Annotated in this window: 14 protein-coding genes and 2 pseudogenes; 9 read left to right on the top strand and 7 right to left on the bottom strand. The window is 66.9% G+C overall.

All coding sequences use genetic code 11. From position 1 onward, the window contains the following. Positions 1 to 63: 63 nt before the first annotated feature. The gene (locus FND50_RS01650; RefSeq protein ID WP_144284537.1) at positions 64 to 1,332 is read left to right on the top strand and encodes an acyl-CoA dehydrogenase family protein; all 1,269 of its coding nucleotides are present in this window, start codon (positions 64 to 66) and stop codon (positions 1,330 to 1,332) included. Between the two features lie 12 nt (positions 1,333 to 1,344). Here FND50_RS01650 and FND50_RS01645 read toward each other — a convergent pair whose 3' ends face one another. Further along, positions 1,345 to 2,367, bottom strand: a complete 1,023-nt coding sequence (locus FND50_RS01645; RefSeq protein WP_144284536.1) for an AraC family transcriptional regulator — start codon at positions 2,365 to 2,367, stop codon at positions 1,345 to 1,347. A gap of 124 nt (positions 2,368 to 2,491) precedes the next feature. On the opposite strand from FND50_RS01645, the gene FND50_RS01640 reads away from it, so the two are divergent. Genes FND50_RS01640 through FND50_RS01630 form a run of 3 tightly spaced genes read left to right on the top strand, consistent with a single transcriptional unit; the run spans position 2,492 to position 5,097 of the window. Then, the gene (locus FND50_RS01640; protein ID WP_144284535.1) at positions 2,492 to 3,706 is read left to right on the top strand and encodes a cytochrome P450; all 1,215 of its coding nucleotides are present in this window, start codon (positions 2,492 to 2,494) and stop codon (positions 3,704 to 3,706) included. Positions 3,707 to 3,709: 3 nt separating this feature from the next. Continuing rightward, positions 3,710 to 4,738, top strand: coding sequence for an NADH:ubiquinone reductase (Na(+)-transporting) subunit F (locus tag FND50_RS01635; RefSeq protein ID WP_144284534.1), 1,029 nt, complete (start codon positions 3,710 to 3,712; stop codon positions 4,736 to 4,738). Beyond that, positions 4,735 to 5,097: an EthD family reductase gene (locus tag FND50_RS01630; RefSeq protein WP_144284533.1), complete on the top strand. Its 363-nt coding sequence runs from the start codon at positions 4,735 to 4,737 to the stop codon at positions 5,095 to 5,097. Before FND50_RS01635 ends, FND50_RS01630 begins: the two co-directional genes overlap by 4 nt. Positions 5,098 to 5,128: 31 nt before the next feature. Here the strand turns inward: FND50_RS01630 and FND50_RS01625 are convergent, their stop codons facing one another. Next, entirely contained in the window at positions 5,129 to 6,127 is a 999-nt protein-coding gene (locus tag FND50_RS01625) for an AraC family transcriptional regulator (RefSeq protein ID WP_144284532.1), read from the bottom strand. A gap of 164 nt (positions 6,128 to 6,291) precedes the next feature. Here FND50_RS01625 and FND50_RS01620 point away from each other — a divergent pair, with 164 nt between their 5' ends. Both FND50_RS01620 and nphA read left to right on the top strand, forming a co-directional pair. Further along, positions 6,292 to 7,854, top strand: coding sequence for a 4-hydroxyphenylacetate 3-hydroxylase family protein (locus FND50_RS01620; protein ID WP_144284531.1), 1,563 nt, complete (start codon positions 6,292 to 6,294; stop codon positions 7,852 to 7,854). A 26-nt stretch (positions 7,855 to 7,880) separates the two neighbouring features. Then, on the top strand, positions 7,881 to 8,411 hold the full coding sequence (gene nphA / locus FND50_RS01615) for an NADH-dependent flavin reductase (RefSeq protein WP_005572670.1): 531 nt from the start codon (positions 7,881 to 7,883) through the stop codon (positions 8,409 to 8,411). A gap of 66 nt (positions 8,412 to 8,477) precedes the next feature. Here the strand turns inward: nphA and FND50_RS01610 are convergent, their stop codons facing one another. The 5 genes from FND50_RS01610 to FND50_RS01590 all read right to left on the bottom strand — a co-directional run bounded on the left by FND50_RS01610 (position 8,478) and on the right by FND50_RS01590 (position 13,153). Next, positions 8,478 to 8,897 carry a tautomerase family protein gene (locus FND50_RS01610; RefSeq protein ID WP_144284530.1) on the bottom strand — a complete coding sequence of 140 codons (420 nt, stop codon included), beginning with the start codon at positions 8,895 to 8,897 and terminating at the stop codon, positions 8,478 to 8,480. 25 nt (positions 8,898 to 8,922) lie between these two features. Then, positions 8,923 to 9,675 (bottom strand): SDR family NAD(P)-dependent oxidoreductase, encoded by a 753-nt coding sequence (locus tag FND50_RS01605; RefSeq protein WP_144284529.1) that lies wholly within the window; start codon positions 9,673 to 9,675, stop codon positions 8,923 to 8,925. Between the two features lie 77 nt (positions 9,676 to 9,752). After that, entirely contained in the window at positions 9,753 to 11,231 is a 1,479-nt protein-coding gene (locus FND50_RS01600) for an aldehyde dehydrogenase (RefSeq protein WP_005260742.1), read from the bottom strand. Between the two features lie 15 nt (positions 11,232 to 11,246). Then, positions 11,247 to 12,278 (bottom strand): 4-hydroxy-2-oxovalerate aldolase, encoded by a 1,032-nt coding sequence (gene dmpG / locus FND50_RS01595; RefSeq protein ID WP_144284528.1) that lies wholly within the window; start codon positions 12,276 to 12,278, stop codon positions 11,247 to 11,249. Next, on the bottom strand, positions 12,275 to 13,153 hold the full coding sequence (locus FND50_RS01590; RefSeq protein WP_144284527.1) for an acetaldehyde dehydrogenase (acetylating): 879 nt from the start codon (positions 13,151 to 13,153) through the stop codon (positions 12,275 to 12,277). The genes dmpG and FND50_RS01590 overlap by 4 nt, the downstream gene beginning before the upstream one ends. Positions 13,154 to 13,375: 222 nt before the next feature. Between FND50_RS01590 and FND50_RS01585 the strand changes: the two genes are divergently transcribed. The 3 genes and pseudogenes from FND50_RS01585 to FND50_RS36590 form a co-directional block, all read left to right on the top strand. After that, positions 13,376 to 14,458 (top strand): VOC family protein, encoded by a 1,083-nt coding sequence (locus FND50_RS01585; protein ID WP_144284526.1) that lies wholly within the window; start codon positions 13,376 to 13,378, stop codon positions 14,456 to 14,458. A gap of 213 nt (positions 14,459 to 14,671) precedes the next feature. Beyond that, positions 14,672 to 15,602 (top strand): annotated as a pseudogene (locus FND50_RS01580) (4-hydroxyphenylacetate 3-hydroxylase N-terminal domain-containing protein); the annotation flags it as partial. A 247-nt stretch (positions 15,603 to 15,849) separates the two neighbouring features. Further along, positions 15,850 to 15,954: pseudogene (locus tag FND50_RS36590) on the top strand (flavin reductase family protein); the annotation flags it as partial. Between the last annotated feature and the right edge of the window lie 56 nt (positions 15,955 to 16,010).

The raw sequence follows: 16,010 nt of genomic DNA, 5'->3' as shown, positions 1-16,010 counted from the left end.
AGGCGAAAACCAGACCCGGGTTACACAGGGAAGGCACGCATGCCGTCCGTCTCAGGAGATCCGATGCCCCCGAACAGTCCCGTCACCCTCGTCGCGGAGGCAGCGCCCGCCTCGCCCGCCGTCGCGCGCATGTCCGACGAGTTGTATCACGACCCGTTGTCCCCGAACGAGGTTCGCGACCTTCGTCTGCGGGTGCGCGACTTCGCCACCCGGGTGATCGAGCCCGTCGCGCATCGCATCGCCGGCGGCGACGAGCGGCTCGACGGCTTCCCACGTGACGCGTTCGAATCGATGGCGGCGGAGGGACTGTTCCGGATCCCGTTCCCGTCCGACGTCGGCGGCGACGGTCTGTCGCATCGCGCCACCGCGACCGCAGTCGCGGTGGAGGAGTTGGCGTATTACTCCAACAGCGTCGCGGCCATCTACGACGTGCACTGCATCCTGGCGGGCACCGCGCTCGACCAGGGCACCGACGAGCAGCGACGCCGCTGGCTGCGGCCCCTCGTCGAGGGGGAGATCGTGGGTGCCTTCGCGACCAGCGAACCGGGTGCGTCCAGCGACCTGTCCCCCGACGCCGTGTCCACCGAAGCGACCCCGGACGGTGACGGCTGGATCCTCCGCGGCCGGAAACGGTGGATCACCAACTCCGTCGTCGCCTGTGTGGTGGTGGTGCTCGCACGCACCGGTGACGACCTCACGACCTTCATCGTGCCGACCAACGCGTCGGGCGTCACGATCGGAACCCCCGACCGAAAACTGGGGAACCGCGGGCAGATCACCGCCGATGTCAATCTCGACGACGTCCGCCTCGGGCCGGATTCGGTGCTCGGACGGGTCGGGGGTGGACTGCGCATCGCGCTGCAGACCCTCACCTACGGGCGCATCGGGATCGGTGCCGCGGGCGTCGGCATGGCGCAGGCCGCATTCGATCGGACTGTCGCCCATCTGAAGTCGCGGCACGCCTTCGGGGGTTCGCTCGCCTCGAAACAGCACTGGCAGTTCGTGATGGCCGACTACGCCGCGGATCTGGAGTCCGCCCGCAGCCTGTATCTCAAAGCGGCACTGCGGCTCGACGCCGGCGAGCGATTCCCCGAACCCGAGGCGGCGATGGCGAAACTGCGGGGCACGGACCTAGCCGCGCGGATCGCCCGAGATGCCGTGCAGGCCTTCGGCGGACTCGGCTTCGTCCGGTCGCTCGGCGCCGACGACACCGAGGGTCCGGTGGAGGCCATCTACCGCGACAGCAAGATCGGCGAGATCCACGAGGGAGCCAACGAGATCCAACGGTGGGTGCTGGCGCGTCAGATCTTCGGGCGCGACCACACCGGCTAGAGCGACGAAAACCTAACGGTCTGTACGTGAACCGCCTTTCCCGTTGTGCTGTTCACGGAAATGCGCGGGGCTGACGCCGAACCGCTTGCGGAATGCGCGGCTGAAGTGTGAGACGTCGCGGAAACCGACACGGTCGCTGATCTCGGCGACGGTCGAGTCGGTGTCGAGGAGCTGCCCTCGGGCGCGGTCGAGGCGCAATTGGTACAGCCATGTGCGTGGGGTGGTGCCGGTCGAGCTGAACAGTTTGTGGATGTAGCGCAGGGACATTCCGAGTTCGACACCGATCTCGGCCGTCGAGTGGTCGGGGTCGTGCAGGTACCGCGTCATCGTCTGCTGCACCGTCCGGAGGTCGTCGTGGTGGACCCGTTTCGTCGCGGTCAGGGGGCGCGCCTGCTCGGTGAGGGCAGAGGTGAGCAGATCGACCGCGGACGCGGCCACCGATGCCGAAGACCCCACCGACAACCGGGCGTCGGTCGTTGCTATGTCGACGAGAAAACGGGAGACGAGGCCGCCCATCCCGGTCTGCCCGGAGATCCCCAGCCCGGCGACGCCCTCCATGGCCTCGGCGGAAAGCCGGGAGATCAATAGCTGGCGGGGTGCACGCAGGACGACCTGCTCGAATTCCGTCCGGCCGTCCACGACGAAGGGTGCGGCCGAGTCGAGGATCCCGAATGCTCCCTGCTCGAGGGTCGCACTCCGCGAATGCTGCTGGAGGGTGGCCGTCCCCCGAGTGATCAGACACAGCAGGTAGTCGTCGTTGGGGTCGGACCGGATCATCTCGGGCGTGCGCACGACCGTGTGCGGGTCTGCGTGCACCACACTCACGGTCAGGTCCCCGAAGGGCCGCACCGTCAATTCCGCGGCGAACCGGGCGTGCCTGTCGGGCCAGTCGACGTCCATCTCGCAGTAGGTGGAGTCGAGGGTGTCCGCCCAGCGCACTCGCCCTTCGGTCGACTCCAGCTCGCGCGTACTCAGCACCATCGACGCGGCGCTGTCGGTGCAGGCGGAGTCATCCTTCTGTGCACTGTCGGTCATGTTCGATCGCACCTCCGCCTCCTAGTGTTCCAGATCACAGGCACTCCCCGCGCGGACGATCCCCGAAAGGCTCCGGGCCGCGCCCACTTCGAATCTTGCGAACCACTTCAGAGGAGACAGCGCCATGACCACCAGCACCACGTGGATCGAATCGATCACCATGGAGGAACTCGACCGCGATCCGAACCCGATCTACGACCGGCTCCGGCGCGAGGCCCCGATTGCGTTCGTACCCGCGGTAGGGATGCACGTCGTGTCGTCGCGCGACCTCTGTCTGCAGATCGCGCAGGATTCCGAGACCTGGTCCACGGTGATCGCGCCCTCGGGTGGACGAACCTTCGGGAAAGGTACCGTACTCGCCGCCAACGGTGAACAGCACGAGAAAATTCGCGAATGGATCGATCCCCAATTGCGGCCCAGTGCAGTGGACTCCTATGTAGAAGCGCTGGTCCGGCCGCAGGCGCGCAGCCTCCTGGAAGGGATCGAGGATCTGGGTGCCGCAGACATCCAGGAGGCCTACTTCGCGCCGATCAGTGTGCGTTCGGTTGGGGACCTGATGGGTCTCACCGAAATCCCTTCGGAGACATTGGTGCGCTGGTTCCAGACGCTGGCGCAGTCGTACGGGAACGCGGAAGTCGACGAGAACGGAAACTTCGCCAATCCCGGGCCGTTCGAGGCCGGTGACCGGGTGAAGGCCGAGATCGTCGCCGCTGTCGGCCCGATGCTCGACCACTGGACCGAACATCCCGACCACACCCTGATCTCGCACTGGCTGCACGACGGGACGCCCGACGGCCAGGTCCGCGACCGGTCCGAGATCTACCCGAACATCTACGTGTTCCTGCTCGGCGCCCTTCAGGAGCCCGGGCACGTCATGACGACCACCCTGGCAGGGCTATTCCAGCACCCCGACCAGCTCGAACGCGTCATCGACGACCCCACCCTCATTCCGCGCGCCGTCAACGAGGGCGCGCGCTGGGTGGCCCCGATCTGGAGTGCCGCGGTGAAGGTCGCGGGCCGCGATGTCACCATCGGCGGCATCGACCTGCCGACGGGAACACCGGTCATGCTGGCATACGGTTCGGCCAATCGAGACGAGTCCGTCTGGGAGAACGCGGAGGCCTACGAGATCGACCGGCCCATCATGCCGCATCTGGCGTTCGGAGCGGGAAACCATGCCTGCGCCGGAATGTATCTCGGTACCGCGATCGTGCGGATCGCACTCGAGGAACTGTTCGAGACGATCCCGAACATCGAGCCCGATCCCGACCGCGCCCCGCAGTTCTGGGGATGGACGTTCCGCGGACCGCAGGGCCTGCACGTCACCTGGGAGGTCTGACCGATGGACCGTATGGTGACGGTGTCGGGGCAGGACGGGGCGTTCCCGGTCGCACCCGGCACGTCGGTCCTCGAAGCCGCATTGCGGGCGAATCGCTGGCTTCCGCACGCCTGTTCACAGGGGACCTGTGGCACGTGCAAGATCCGGGTTCTCTCCGGGGAGGTCGACCACGGCGCCGCCGACGAGACCATCCTCTCCGCCGACGAACGCTCGTCGGGACTCGCGCTGGCCTGCCAGTCGAAACCGCACGGAGACCTGGCCATCGCCCCCGTGAACGACGCCGACCCCGGCCGGCCGATGCACTCCCTCCGCGACTACACAGGCACAGTACGGGAGCTGTCCGACATCGCTCGGCAGACCCGCAGGCTCGTCGTCGAACTCGACGAGCCGATGGAGTTCGACGCCGGTCAGTACGCCGAACTCATCGTGCCGGGCTCCGGTGTCGCGCGCCAGTATTCGATGGCGAACCCGCCGTCCGAGCAACGGCTGCTCGAGTTCCACGTCCGGAATACGGCGGGCGGCCTCGCCACCGAGGGCTGGATCTTCGACTCACTCGCGGTGGGTGACCGCATCGATCTGCGTGGACCGCTCGGCCAGTTCGGTGTCGTCGAAGCCCGGGAGGAGCCGGCCATCCTGATCGGCGGAGGCACCGGGCTCGCACCGCTCAAATCGATTGTCCGGCATGCACTGGACCACGATCTGCTACCGGCGATTCACCTCTACCACGGTGGTCGCCGGGAAGCCGACCTCTACGACGTCGAGTGCTTCCGCGCGATGGAGGCGACCGATTCCCGATTCCACTATCACCCGGTCCTCAGTGAGGAGAACTGGGACGGGGCAACGGGAATGGTCACCGACGCCGTGCTGGGTGACTTCGCCAGTTGCCGTGGCCACAGCGCATACCTGTGCGGACCGCCCGCGATGGTCGCCGCCGCCGTCAAGGCCTTGAAACGCCGCCGCATGTCGCCGCGGTTGATCTTCAAGGAGGAGTTCACCGTGAACGCTCCGCGGCCGGCGGCCGAGGCCGTGTGATCCCACTGTCCCCCAACCCGACCTACGACGCCGAGAACAGGAATGTCATGTACCGAGTGAGCATCATCTACAACCCGCCGACCGACCCGGCGGAATTCGACGAGTACTACGCCACAAAACACCTGCCGCTGGTCCGGCAGGTGCCCGGGGTCGTCCGATTCGCCGCCGGCAAGTGTGAGACCCTCGACGGCACTACTCCCGCGGGATACGCGCTCGCCGAGTTGTTCTTCGACTCCAAGGATGCCGCCGCGCAGGCTCTGTCGTCACCGGCCGGGCAGACGGCCGCCGGAGATCTCGCGAACTTCGCCACCGGTGGTGTCACGATGCTCTTCAGCAACGAGGACACCGTTCTTCCCTGACCGTACTTGTTGGCGCAGCGCATCACGAACCTCAGCGCGCGTGCTCCTTCCGGTACAGGCCTGGGCTCGAGCCGAAGGTGCTGCGGAACAACCGGCTGAAATGGGACACGTCGCGGAAGCCGGCGCACTCGCTGACGTCGGCGACGGACAGATCCGTGGTGAGCAGGTACTTTCGCGCAGCCTCGAGGCGGGCCTGGTACAGCCAGGCCCGCGTCGTGGTGCCCTCCGCATTGAACAGCTTGTGCACGGTGCGCAGCGACATACCCGCTGCCGCGGCGATGTCCGACAGCGTGATGTCGGCGTCGTGGAGATTCTGTTCGATCACCCGCTGAACCCGCGTGAGGTCCTCCGTGCGGTGCAGGTCTGCAGCGCTGGTCGCCAACAGGCCCTCGGTCAGGGCCGTGGCAAGCATGTCGACGGCGGAGGATGCGAACGACACGGCAGCACCTTGCGACATCGGCGCGCCCATGTCCGCGATATCGACGAACAACCGACCGACCAGTCCGCCAGCCCCGGTGTCGCCGTGAATCGAGCGCGCCGTGCCGTGTTCGACGATTCGTCCCGGAAGGCGCGACATGAGTACCTCGCGGGGGGATCGAACCACGACCTGTCGGAACGGGGCGGGTGAGTGGAACACGAACGGTGCGGCGCAGTCGAGGAGCGCGAAGGAACCCGGCTCCACCACCGTGACCCGGCCGGACTGCCGGACCTCCACGCTTCCGTCCGTGACGAGGCAGACCAAATACCCCTCCCCCGAATCGGACTGGATCATCGCCGGCGATCGGACGACGGTGTGCGCGTCGGCCCGGATCGTGCTGACATGCAGATCACCGAACGGCCTCCCGCCCCACTCCGCGTCGAAGTGACGCCGAGGCTCCGGCCACGCCACGTCCGTCTCGCAGTAGAGCCGCTCCAGCGTGCTCGCCCACTGCATACGGCCCTCCCCGGTATCGAGCTCCCGTGTTCGCAGAGAGACGATCGCGGGCACGTCGGTGCGCGCGGAGTCATTCGATTGTTCGCGCTCAGCCATGTTCCACCACACCTCCGCCTAATAGTGTTCCAGATCACAGGAACTTGGCGTTCGGGTCAATATACCCCACCCCGTCGAGTACGACACGACAGCGGTGACCGAGGCCCGCCGACATCCTCGCCTTCCGAAACAGGTTCCTGCCCAACGAGACCAGGAGTGCCTCCATGACCACATCAGCATTCGTCGACGATCGCGTCGGAGTTCCGAACGACGTCCGGCCCATGACGGGCGACGAGTACCTCGAGTCACTGCGCGACGGCCGCGAGGTCTACTTCCGCGGAGAGCGCGTCGACGACGTCACCACCCATCCGGCTTTCCGTAACTCGGCGCGATCGGTGGCGCGGATGTACGACGCACTGCACCAGCCGGAGGCGAAGGGCGTGCTGACGGTGCCCACCGATACCGGAAACGGCGGCTTCACGCACCCCTTCTTCAAGACCGCTCGTAGTGCGGACGACCTGGTGCTCGCCCGTGACGCGATCGTGGCCTGGCAGCGTGAGGTGTACGGCTGGCTGGGCCGGTCGCCCGACTACAAGGCCTCGTTCCTCGGCACGCTGGGAGCCAACGCCGACTTCTACGGCCCGTACCGCGACAACGCCGTGCGCTGGTACAAGCACGCGCAGGAGCGGATGCTCTACCTCAACCACGCCATCGTCAATCCGCCGATCGACCGCGACAAGCCGGCCGACGAAACCGCCGACGTGTGCGTGCACGTCGTCGAGGAGACCGATTCGGGTCTGATCGTGTCCGGAGCGAAGGTGGTCGCGACGGGATCGGCGATCACCAACGCGAATTTCATCGCCCACTACGGACTGCCGCTGCGCAAGAAGGAATACGGCCTGATCTTCACGGTGCCGATGGATTCGCCAGGACTGAAGTTGTTCTGCCGCACCTCCTACGAGATGAACGCTGCGGTGATGGGCACGCCGTTCGACTATCCGTTGTCGAGCAGGTTCGACGAGAACGACGCGATCATGGTGTTCGACCGGGTGCTGGTGCCATGGGAGAACGTCTTCGCCTACGACACCGACACCGCGAACGGCTTCGTCATGAAGTCGGGATTTCTCACCCGCTTCATGTTCCACGGATGCGCTCGGCTCGCGGTGAAGCTCGACTTCATCGCCGGTTGTGTGATGAAGGGTGTGGAAATGACCGGCTCCGCGGGATTCCGCGGTGTGCAGATGCAGATCGGGGAGATCCTCAACTGGCGCGACATGTTCTGGGGGCTGTCCGACGCGATGGCCAAGTCACCCGAACAGTGGGTGAACGGCGCCGTCCAGCCGAACCTGAACTACGGCCTCGCCTATCGCACCTTCATGGGTGTGGGGTATCCGCGGGTCAAGGAGATCATCCAGCAGGTGCTGGGCAGCGGGCTGATCTACCTGAACTCCCATGCGAGCGACTGGGCGAACCCGGCCATGCGTCCCTACCTCGACCAGTATGTCCGCGGATCGAACGGCGTCGCCGCGATCGACCGCGTCCAGTTGCTCAAGTTGCTGTGGGACGCCGTCGGCACCGAGTTCGGTGGGCGGCACGAACTCTACGAGCGCAATTACGGCGGCGATCACGAGGCCGTCCGCTTCCAGACGTTGTTCGCCTACCAGGCGACCGGACAGGATCTGGCGCTCAAGGGATTCGCCGAACAGTGCATGTCCGAGTACGACGTGGACGGCTGGACCCGGCCCGACCTGATCGGCAACGCCGATCTGAGGATCGTCCGGGGCTGAGCGGACCGACGACGAGGAGCGCAGCCATGACCGAGACAGTGGGCGAACTCGATCCCGAGGTGACGCCGCTACACCTGCGGAAGGCGCTGGGACGGTTCGCCAGCGGTGTCACCATCGTGACCACCGCCGAATGCGAAGACGAGGACTCGGTGCATGGGATGACCGCCAATGCGTTCACCTCGGTGTCGCTGGACCCACCGCTGGTGCTCGTGTCCATCTCCACACGCGCGAAGATGGACACGAAGATCAGAGAGACCGGGACGTACGGCGTTTCGATTCTCGCCGGAGACCAGGAACCTGTGTCGTTGCACTTCGCGGGCGCGGCACACGAACCGGATCGGGTTCGGTTCGTGTGGCGCAGGGGCGTGCCGCTCCTCGAAGGCGCTCTGGTACATCTCGCGTGCACCGTGGTCGCCTCGCACCCCGCGGGCGACCACACGCTGCACGTGGGCCGGGTCGAGCAACTCTGGTACGACGACGGGCACCCGCTCGTCTTCTACACCGGCAGTTTCCGGTCGCTGGAACTCCTCGGGCGCGACGAGCCCTGGGGGTTCTGAACCGAGTGCCGACGGCTGGCGGCCGCGACGAATGTCGCGGCCGCCCATACGTATGTGTGGTGCAGCTCAGGGCACGGCCTCGGCACGAGCCGCGATCTCACCGGCACGAGTCGTGGCGGCCGCGGTCCCCGCGATCGCCCAGTTCGCCGGGTCGACTTCGATGATCTGTCCGCGCACGAGCGCACGCTCCGCACCGAGGATGTCGACGATCAGATCGGTGAACCGCGCCGCAAGTTCCTGACGTTGCGAGGCGGGGCGTCCGGCGAGCACGATCGCCGTGAAATAGGGCGCCGCGGGCGCGCCGTCTGTAACGGTGGTTCCCGCGACAGCGACATCGTCGGGCCGGTATCGCACGATGAACGCCCTTACGCGGTCCATCGGTGAGTCGAGAACCTCGGAGTAGCACCGACTCGCGGCGGTGAGCAGTTCTCGGTGCTGCTCGGCGGTGTAGGCGCCGTCGACGAGGTGGAAGTGGGCGACAGGCATAGGTGACAATCCTTTCGGGAGTCGGTCAGTGGATTCCGTGGCGGGTTCCGGCATCGACGTTGATCACCGAGCCGTGCAGCACCGCGGCCTCCGGAGCAAGCAGGGTCTCGACGATCCAGCCGATCTCCTGGAGCGTCGGCAGCCGACCGAGGCTGGTCTTGGCGCGGTAGCGGTTCCAGATCTTCTCCGGATCCTGCCCGGTTTCGGCGGATTCGGTTTCGACGAAGGCACGCAGCCTCGGAGTGTCCACCGGTCCGGGAGCGATCGTGTGGGTGGTGACACCCTTGGGCCCGTAGAGGGCACTGAGTTGGCGCATGAGGTTGAAGACCGCCGCGTTCGCCGTGCCGGGCGCCGCATCGAGCGGACCCGGTTCGAGACCGAGGGAGCCGGCGATGGTGACGAAGCGGGAGCCGTCGACGAGATGGTCGCGGACGGCGTGCAGGAGGCGGACGAGTCCGCCCACCTTGATGTTCGTCGCCACGGCCAGATCGCCTGGTGGAATCGTGTCGACGGAACCCCGCACCGGGAGGCCGGCGGCGAACAGCGCCATCCGAATGGGCGAGTCGATACACGCAGAGATCGTGTCGATTGCAGTGTCGTCGGCGATGTCGGCCACGCACGGCGTGATCAGCTCGTCGGAGATCGCGAGCTTCTCGAGTTCGTCGCCTCTGCGGGCGACGGCCAGCACTCGCAGCCCGCGGCGGGCCAGTAGCAGGGTGATTTCGGTGCCCATCGCACCGGTCGCACCGACGACGACACAAAGGTCGGGTGTAGTCACAGCACAGTTCTCCTCGGTTCGGGAAGACGAAGGCCGGGACGGTGGGTACCGCCCCGGCCACTGGTGGACGAGTTCGATCAGCTCCGCAGGCGGATGGTGACCGCTCGGGGCTCGGTGAAGAATTCGCGGGAGTACTGGCCGCCCTCGCGTCCGAGGCCGCTGCTGCCTTCGCCACCGAACGGCAGTCGGAGGTCGCGCTCGAAGAAGGTGTTGATCCACACCGTGCCGGCCTTCCACCGTGCGGCCATGCGGTGCGCACGGTTGAGGTTGTCGGTGAACAGAATCCCTGCCAACCCGTACGGCGAGTCGTTCGCGATGCGCAGCGCCTCGTCCTCGGTGTCGAACCCGAGGACGGTCTCGACGGGCCCGAAGATCTCCTCACGCGCGGTGCGCGAGTCGTTGGTGAGCCCGGTGATCACCGTGGGCGGGTAATAGAAGCCTTTCGCCCGCGCATCGTCGGTGAGCCGCGACCCACCGGTGACGACCTTGCCGCCCTCCTCCTGGGCCAGTTCGACGTAGCCGTGCACCTTCTCGAGGTGTCTTTGCTCGATCAGCGGGCCGAGGAAATTCGACGGGTCTTTCGGGTCGCCGACGGTGAGTTTCTTCGCCTCCTCGGTGAACCGGTCGAGGAATTCGTCCATGATCGAGTTCTGCACCAGCAGGCGGGAGCCGGACAGGCACACCTGCCCGTTGCCGCCGAAGATCGCCCGGATCGCCATCGGAACAGCGACGTCGAGGTCGGCGTCGTCGAAGACGATGTTCGCGGACTTGCCGCCCATCTCCGCCGAGACCGGGGTGTGGTTCACCGCGGCGGCCTGGAGGATCCGCACGCCGGTGGCGCTCGAACCGGTGAACGTGATCCGGTCGACCCTCGGGTCCGCGGTGAGCGGACCGGCGACGGCCTCGCCCCCGAATCCGTGGACCACGTTGAGCACGCCTTCGGGAAGGCCGGCCTCGAGGGCGAGTTGCGCGAACCGGTGCGCGGTGAGCGGCGTCTGCGGTGCGGGTTTGAGAACGGTGGTGTTGCCGAAGGCCAACGCGGGTGCGATCTTCCACGTCGCGAGCATCAGCGGCGCGTTCCACGGGCTGATCGCCGACACCACCCCGGCGGGTGGGTACAAAACGTAGGAGAGCAGGTCGCCGTCCGGGTAGGCCTCGTTGGCGGCCATCGACACATAGTCGGCGAAGAACCGCAGATTGTGTGCCACCCGCGGGATCTCGGCATGCAAGGACTGGTTGATGCTCTTGCCGCCGTCACGGGTCTCGATCAGCGCGAGTTCCTCACGGTGTTCGTCGACCTTGTCGGCTACTGCGTGCAGGATCTTCGCACGCTCCTTCGGCGACATCCGCGGCCACGGACCGTCATCGAATGCGGTGCGGGCCGCGGTGATCGCGGCCTCGCCGTCGTCGGCGGTTCCGCGGGGGACCGTCCCGAGCAGTGAACCGTCGTGCGGATCACGGGTTTCGAAGGTCGCCCCGTCCGAGGCGGCCGCCCAGTCGCCACCGATGAGGTGACGAACCTCGGTCACCCCGGGTACGGATTCCGTCGTGGTCATGGTGCTCCTTGCCTGTCAGACCCCGGCCGGGGCCGGGGTCTCGTAGGTGCGGCCTGCGAGTTCGGAGGCGACGTCGATGATCATGTCTTCCTGACCACCGATGACACCGCGACGACCGAGTTCCATGAGGATGTCGCGGGCGGGCACCCCGAACTTCTTCGCGGCCCGCTTGGTGGGGTGGAAGAACGTGGAGTACACACCGGCGTAGCCGAGGACCAGTGCGGTCTCGTCGACGATCTGCGGTTCCTTCATCAGCGGTGCGACGATGTGTTCGGCGGTGTCGATGAGCGGGAAAAGGTCGACCCCGGTGTCCCAGCCGGCGCGTTCGAACGCAGCGGCGAGGACCTCGGTCTGCGCGTTGCCGGCGCTGGCGCCGAGACCGCGCAGGGACCCGTCGATGTACGTGGCCCCGTTCTCCGCGGCGGTCAGCGCGTTGGCGATCCCGACACCGAGGTTGTTGTGGGCGTGGAACCCGATGTCGGCGGTGATGGCCTGCCGCAGAGCGGCGACCCGGTCACCGGCGTGCCGGGGAACCATGGCACCGGCGGAGTCGACGACGTAGACGACGTCGGCACCGTAGGAGTCGAGTTTGGCGGCCTGCTCGGCGAGGGGTTGGGGGTCGAGCTTGTGGCTCATCATCAGGAACGTCATCACCGTCAGGCCCTGCTCCTTGGCCCACTCGACCGGCTGCTGCCCGCAGTCGGCCTCGGTGCAGTGCACCGCGACGCGGACCGTTGTGATGCCGGCGTCGATGGCCTGCTGCAGTTCGGCGAGGGTCGCGATGCCGGGCACGTAGAGGGCGGCGATGTCGGCGTTCTCGACGGCGTCGACCGCGGCGCGCACGTAGTCGGGGTCGGTGGCGGCGGCGAACCCGTACTGGATCGAGGAGGCGCCGAGTCCGATGCCGTGCGCGACCTCGATGGTCGGCACGCCGGCCTTGTCGAGGCCGCGTGCGATGTCGGCGACGTTCTGCGGGGTGAACTGGTGCGACACGGACGACATGCCGTCCCGCAGGGTCGTGTCGACGATCGTGATCTTCTTACTCACTGTGCTGCTCCCTGGACGAGGTTCTGCTGGGCCATGACGTCGGCCACCTGGACGGCGGCGGCGGTGATGATGTCGAGGTTGCCGGCGTAGGTGGGGAGGAAGTCGCCGGCGCCGACGACCTCGAGCATCACGGTGACCAGGTCGCCGTCGACGTCGACCAGGCGCAGCGAGTAGCCGGGGACGTACCGCTGGACCTTGGCGACCATGTCGACCACGGCGCGTTCGATGGCGGCCGGGTCGGGGTTGCGGACCTTGGCGTAGACGGTGTCGCGCATGTTCATCGGCGGTTCGGCAGGGTTGATCACCGAGATCGCCTTGGCGCAGTCGGCGCCGGCGACCTGGGCGAGGGCGCGGCCGGTCTTCTCGCTGAATTCGCTGAGGTTCTGCCGGGTGCCGGGGCCGGCGCTGTGGGAGGCGATGGCGGCGACGATCTCGCCGTAGGAGGCGTCGGCGACCTCGTTGATGGCGTAGAGGATCGGAATGGTGGCCTGGCCGGCGCAGCTGACCATGTTCATGTTGGGTGCGCTCAGGTGCGCGTCGAGGTTGACCGCGGGGACGACGTACGGGCCGACCGAGGCCGGGGTGAGGTCGATGGCGGTGATTCCGGCGTCCGCGTAGCGCGGCGCCGCGGCGGCGTGGATCTTCGCCGACGTCGCCTCGAACACGAAGTCCGGCAGTTCCGGCTGGGCCAGGAGCCAGTCGAGTCCGCCGGCGGAGGCTTCGAGGCCCTCCTGGCGGGCCCGGGCCAATCCCTCGCTGTCGGGGTCGATGCCCACCATGCACACGGGTTCGACGTGCTCGGACCGCAGCAGCTTGTACATCAGATCCGTACCGATGTTCCCGGATCCGACGATCGCGGCTTTCAATCGACTCATCTTCTAGGCCTTCCCTGGGCAGGCGGGGTGATGCGGTCGACGCTAGGAAGAATTCGCAGGTCCGGGACCGGCGATTCGGCTGTGCCGGACAGCGAACGCCATCACGCGACCGCTGTTCGGCTATCACGAAAAGCGCTGACCGCCCCGGACCCCGTCCGCCACGCTCGTGACATCGACCACAACCGGTGCAGCAGGCCCGGACGTCGGAAACCAGGAGAAGCCATGAGTGACGCTCGTTTCGACATCGCGCACCTCGCCCGTGCCGAACTGTTCAGCCCCAAGCCGCAGGAGACGCTGGACTTCTTCACGAAGTTCCTCGGGATGTACGTGACCCACAGGGAAGGGCAGTCGGTGTACCTGCGCGGATACGAGGACCCGTATCAGTGGAGCCTGAAGATCACCGAAGCACCCGAGGCCGGGATGGGCCACGCCGCGATGCGGACGAGTTCTCCCGAAGCGCTCGAGCGACGGGCCAAGTCACTGACAGACGGCAACGTCGACGGCACGTGGAGCGAAGACCAGTTCGGGTACGGCAAGACCTTCGAGTACCAGTCACCCGACGGGCACAATCTGCAGCTGGTGTGGGAAGCCGAGAAGTACGTCGCTCCCCCGGAACTGCGGAGCAAGATCCTCACCCGGCCGTCCAAGAAGCCGCTGCAGGGTATCCCCGTCAAGCGCATCGACCACCTCAACCTGATGTCGTCCGACGTGACCGCGGTGAAGGACTCCTTCGAACGGCACCTCGGATTCCGGACCACCGAGCGGGTCGTCGACGGCAACGTCGAGATCGGGGCGTGGATGAGCTCGAACCTGCTCGGTCACGAGGTCGCCTGCATGCGCGACATGACCGGCGGGCACGGCAAGCTGCACCACCTCGCGTTCTTCTACGGCACCGGGCAGCACAACATCGACGCCGTGGAGATGTTCCGCGACTACGGCATTCAGATCGAAGCCGGCCCCGACAAGCACGGCATCACGCAGAGCCAGTTCCTGTACGTCTTCGAACCGGGCGGCAACCGCATCGAGCTGTTCGGCGAGGCCGGCTACCTGCACTTGGACCCGGACGCCGAGACCAAGACCTGGCAGATGTCCGACATCGACACCGGACTGGCCGTCGGAGGCGCCAAGCTGCCGTGGGAGTCGTATTTCACCTATGGCACCCCGAGCCCGCTGTCCCTGGACCAGCACATCGAAAAGTACGCCCACTTCGGGCCCGGTGCCCCCGATCCCGACGCCCTCGCGGCGGAACTCTCCGTCCCCGACGAGTTGGAGCACTCCCGCGCTGTCGCCGACGCGTCGCTCTGACACACCCTCGGTGAGCGCCAGGGTGGTCGCGGCCTCGTGCCGTGACCACCCTGGCGTCGCGTCGTCTTCGCGATCGAAGACCCACCGGTGTCAGTTCACTCTGCAGCCCTCGGCGATCGGGGTGTCGTTCAACCGCTCGACGAGGTAGGACACGGCGCCGTTGGTGTCGTAGCCGTCGATGAGTTCGGCGCCGAAGTGGTTGGGGATGGTGGTCCGGCTTTTGCTCCCGTGACCCGGACGATTGCCGAGCTGTTCGATCTGGCCGCGGACGAGGCCAACGGCATGCAGTACGTCGCACCCGAAACCGGGAACGCGGCCACCGGGTGTTCTCGATTCGACGGTCGCGGGAGGAGCTCGCGCAGCGGCGGGAGGCGATCGAGCGGTGGGCGAAGCACACGCACGGCTGGATCGGTCGTAGCCCCGATCATGTGGGAACGTTCCTTGCCGCGTTCGCCGCGCGTCCCGAGGTGTTCGCGGCCGAGGGTGGGCACGACTTCGGGGCGAACGTGTCCGAGTTGTACCGGCGCCTGCTCGACGAGAACCTCTACGTCTCGTACGCGATCATCCCGCCACAGGTCTCACGCGCGACGACGGCGTCGGGCTGGGAGGGCGAGTACCTGCAGGCCGGCGTGGTCGAGGAGACCCCCGAGGGTCTGGTCATCCGTGGTTCGCAGATGCTCGCCACCGGCGGGGCGATCGCCGACGAAATCTTCGTCTCGTGCATCAGCCGCTCGGCCCGGACGACAAGGACTTCGCCGTCGGGTTCGTGGTCCCGACCAACGTCCCCGGTCTCGAGCAGTACGTCCGCCGCCCGTACATCCCGGCCGCGACGAGCTCATTCGACTACCCACTGACCTGCCGCTACGACGAGCCCGATTCGCTCCTCGTCTTCGACGACGTCCTCGTGCCGTGGGACCGAGTGTTCGTCGACCGCGACACCACCGGTGTCCGCCGTCAGTTCTTCGAGACGGGCGCCCACGTTCTCGGCAACTGGCAGGCGCAGATCCGCTTCGCGACGAAGCTCTAATTCACTGCGGGCGCTGCGCGTCGGGTCACCCAGGTCAACGGGGTGGACAAGATCCCCAGCGTTCAGGAGAAGCTCGGCGAGAGGAGGTCTACATCCTCGAGGGGTCGTTCACCGATCTGACCCTCGGCGAGACGTTCACCGCGGGGATGTACGCCTGCCGGCCGCCGGGTATGCCGCGCGGCCCCTGGAGCACGGACGAGGGCGTTGTCACCTTCGAAGTCCGGTACCACAGTAAGTAGGCCCACGATGACCCTTCCGGCATTCCACGCGCCCACCCCGACGGACATGCGACGAAGCATGGGCCGGTTCACCACTGGGGATCCTGCTCGTCTCGCTCACCCACGGCTCCCGCACCACCGAGGCCGTGGAAGCCGCGGGCTCGTTCGCCGTGTCCGTCCTCGGCTCCCGTCAGGAAGCTCTCGCCCGTCGCTTCGCCACGCGAGGCGGCGCCCGATTCGACGACCTGCCCAGCGATCACAGCCGCTCGGGTCTGCCGCTGATCAAAGATGCTCTGGCCCAGCTCGA

Origin of the sequence: Rhodococcus sp. WB9 (genome assembly GCF_007558985.1) — a bacterium.
In the GTDB taxonomy this organism is placed as follows: Bacteria; Actinomycetota; Actinomycetes; order Mycobacteriales; family Mycobacteriaceae; genus Rhodococcus_F; species Rhodococcus_F opacus.
The sequence above is the reverse complement of the archived record's forward strand: the minus strand, read 5'-3'. Positions and strand labels throughout refer to the sequence as shown.

Coding starts and splice junctions, on each gene's coding strand:
- FND50_RS01650 (WP_144284537.1), top strand. CDS start 64: ATGCCCCCGAACAGTCCCGTCACCCTCGTCGCGGAGGCAGCGCCCGCC.
- FND50_RS01645 (WP_144284536.1), bottom strand. CDS start 2,367: ATGACCGACAGTGCACAGAAGGATGACTCCGCCTGCACCGACAGCGCC.
- FND50_RS01640 (WP_144284535.1), top strand. CDS start 2,492: ATGACCACCAGCACCACGTGGATCGAATCGATCACCATGGAGGAACTC.
- FND50_RS01635 (WP_144284534.1), top strand. CDS start 3,710: ATGGACCGTATGGTGACGGTGTCGGGGCAGGACGGGGCGTTCCCGGTC.
- FND50_RS01625 (WP_144284532.1), bottom strand. CDS start 6,127: ATGGCTGAGCGCGAACAATCGAATGACTCCGCGCGCACCGACGTGCCC.
- FND50_RS01620 (WP_144284531.1), top strand. CDS start 6,292: ATGACCACATCAGCATTCGTCGACGATCGCGTCGGAGTTCCGAACGAC.
- nphA (WP_005572670.1), top strand. CDS start 7,881: ATGACCGAGACAGTGGGCGAACTCGATCCCGAGGTGACGCCGCTACAC.
- FND50_RS01610 (WP_144284530.1), bottom strand. CDS start 8,897: ATGCCTGTCGCCCACTTCCACCTCGTCGACGGCGCCTACACCGCCGAG.
- FND50_RS01600 (WP_005260742.1), bottom strand. CDS start 11,231: ATGACCACGACGGAATCCGTACCCGGGGTGACCGAGGTTCGTCACCTC.
- FND50_RS01590 (WP_144284527.1), bottom strand. CDS start 13,153: ATGAGTCGATTGAAAGCCGCGATCGTCGGATCCGGGAACATCGGTACG.
- FND50_RS01585 (WP_144284526.1), top strand. CDS start 13,376: ATGAGTGACGCTCGTTTCGACATCGCGCACCTCGCCCGTGCCGAACTG.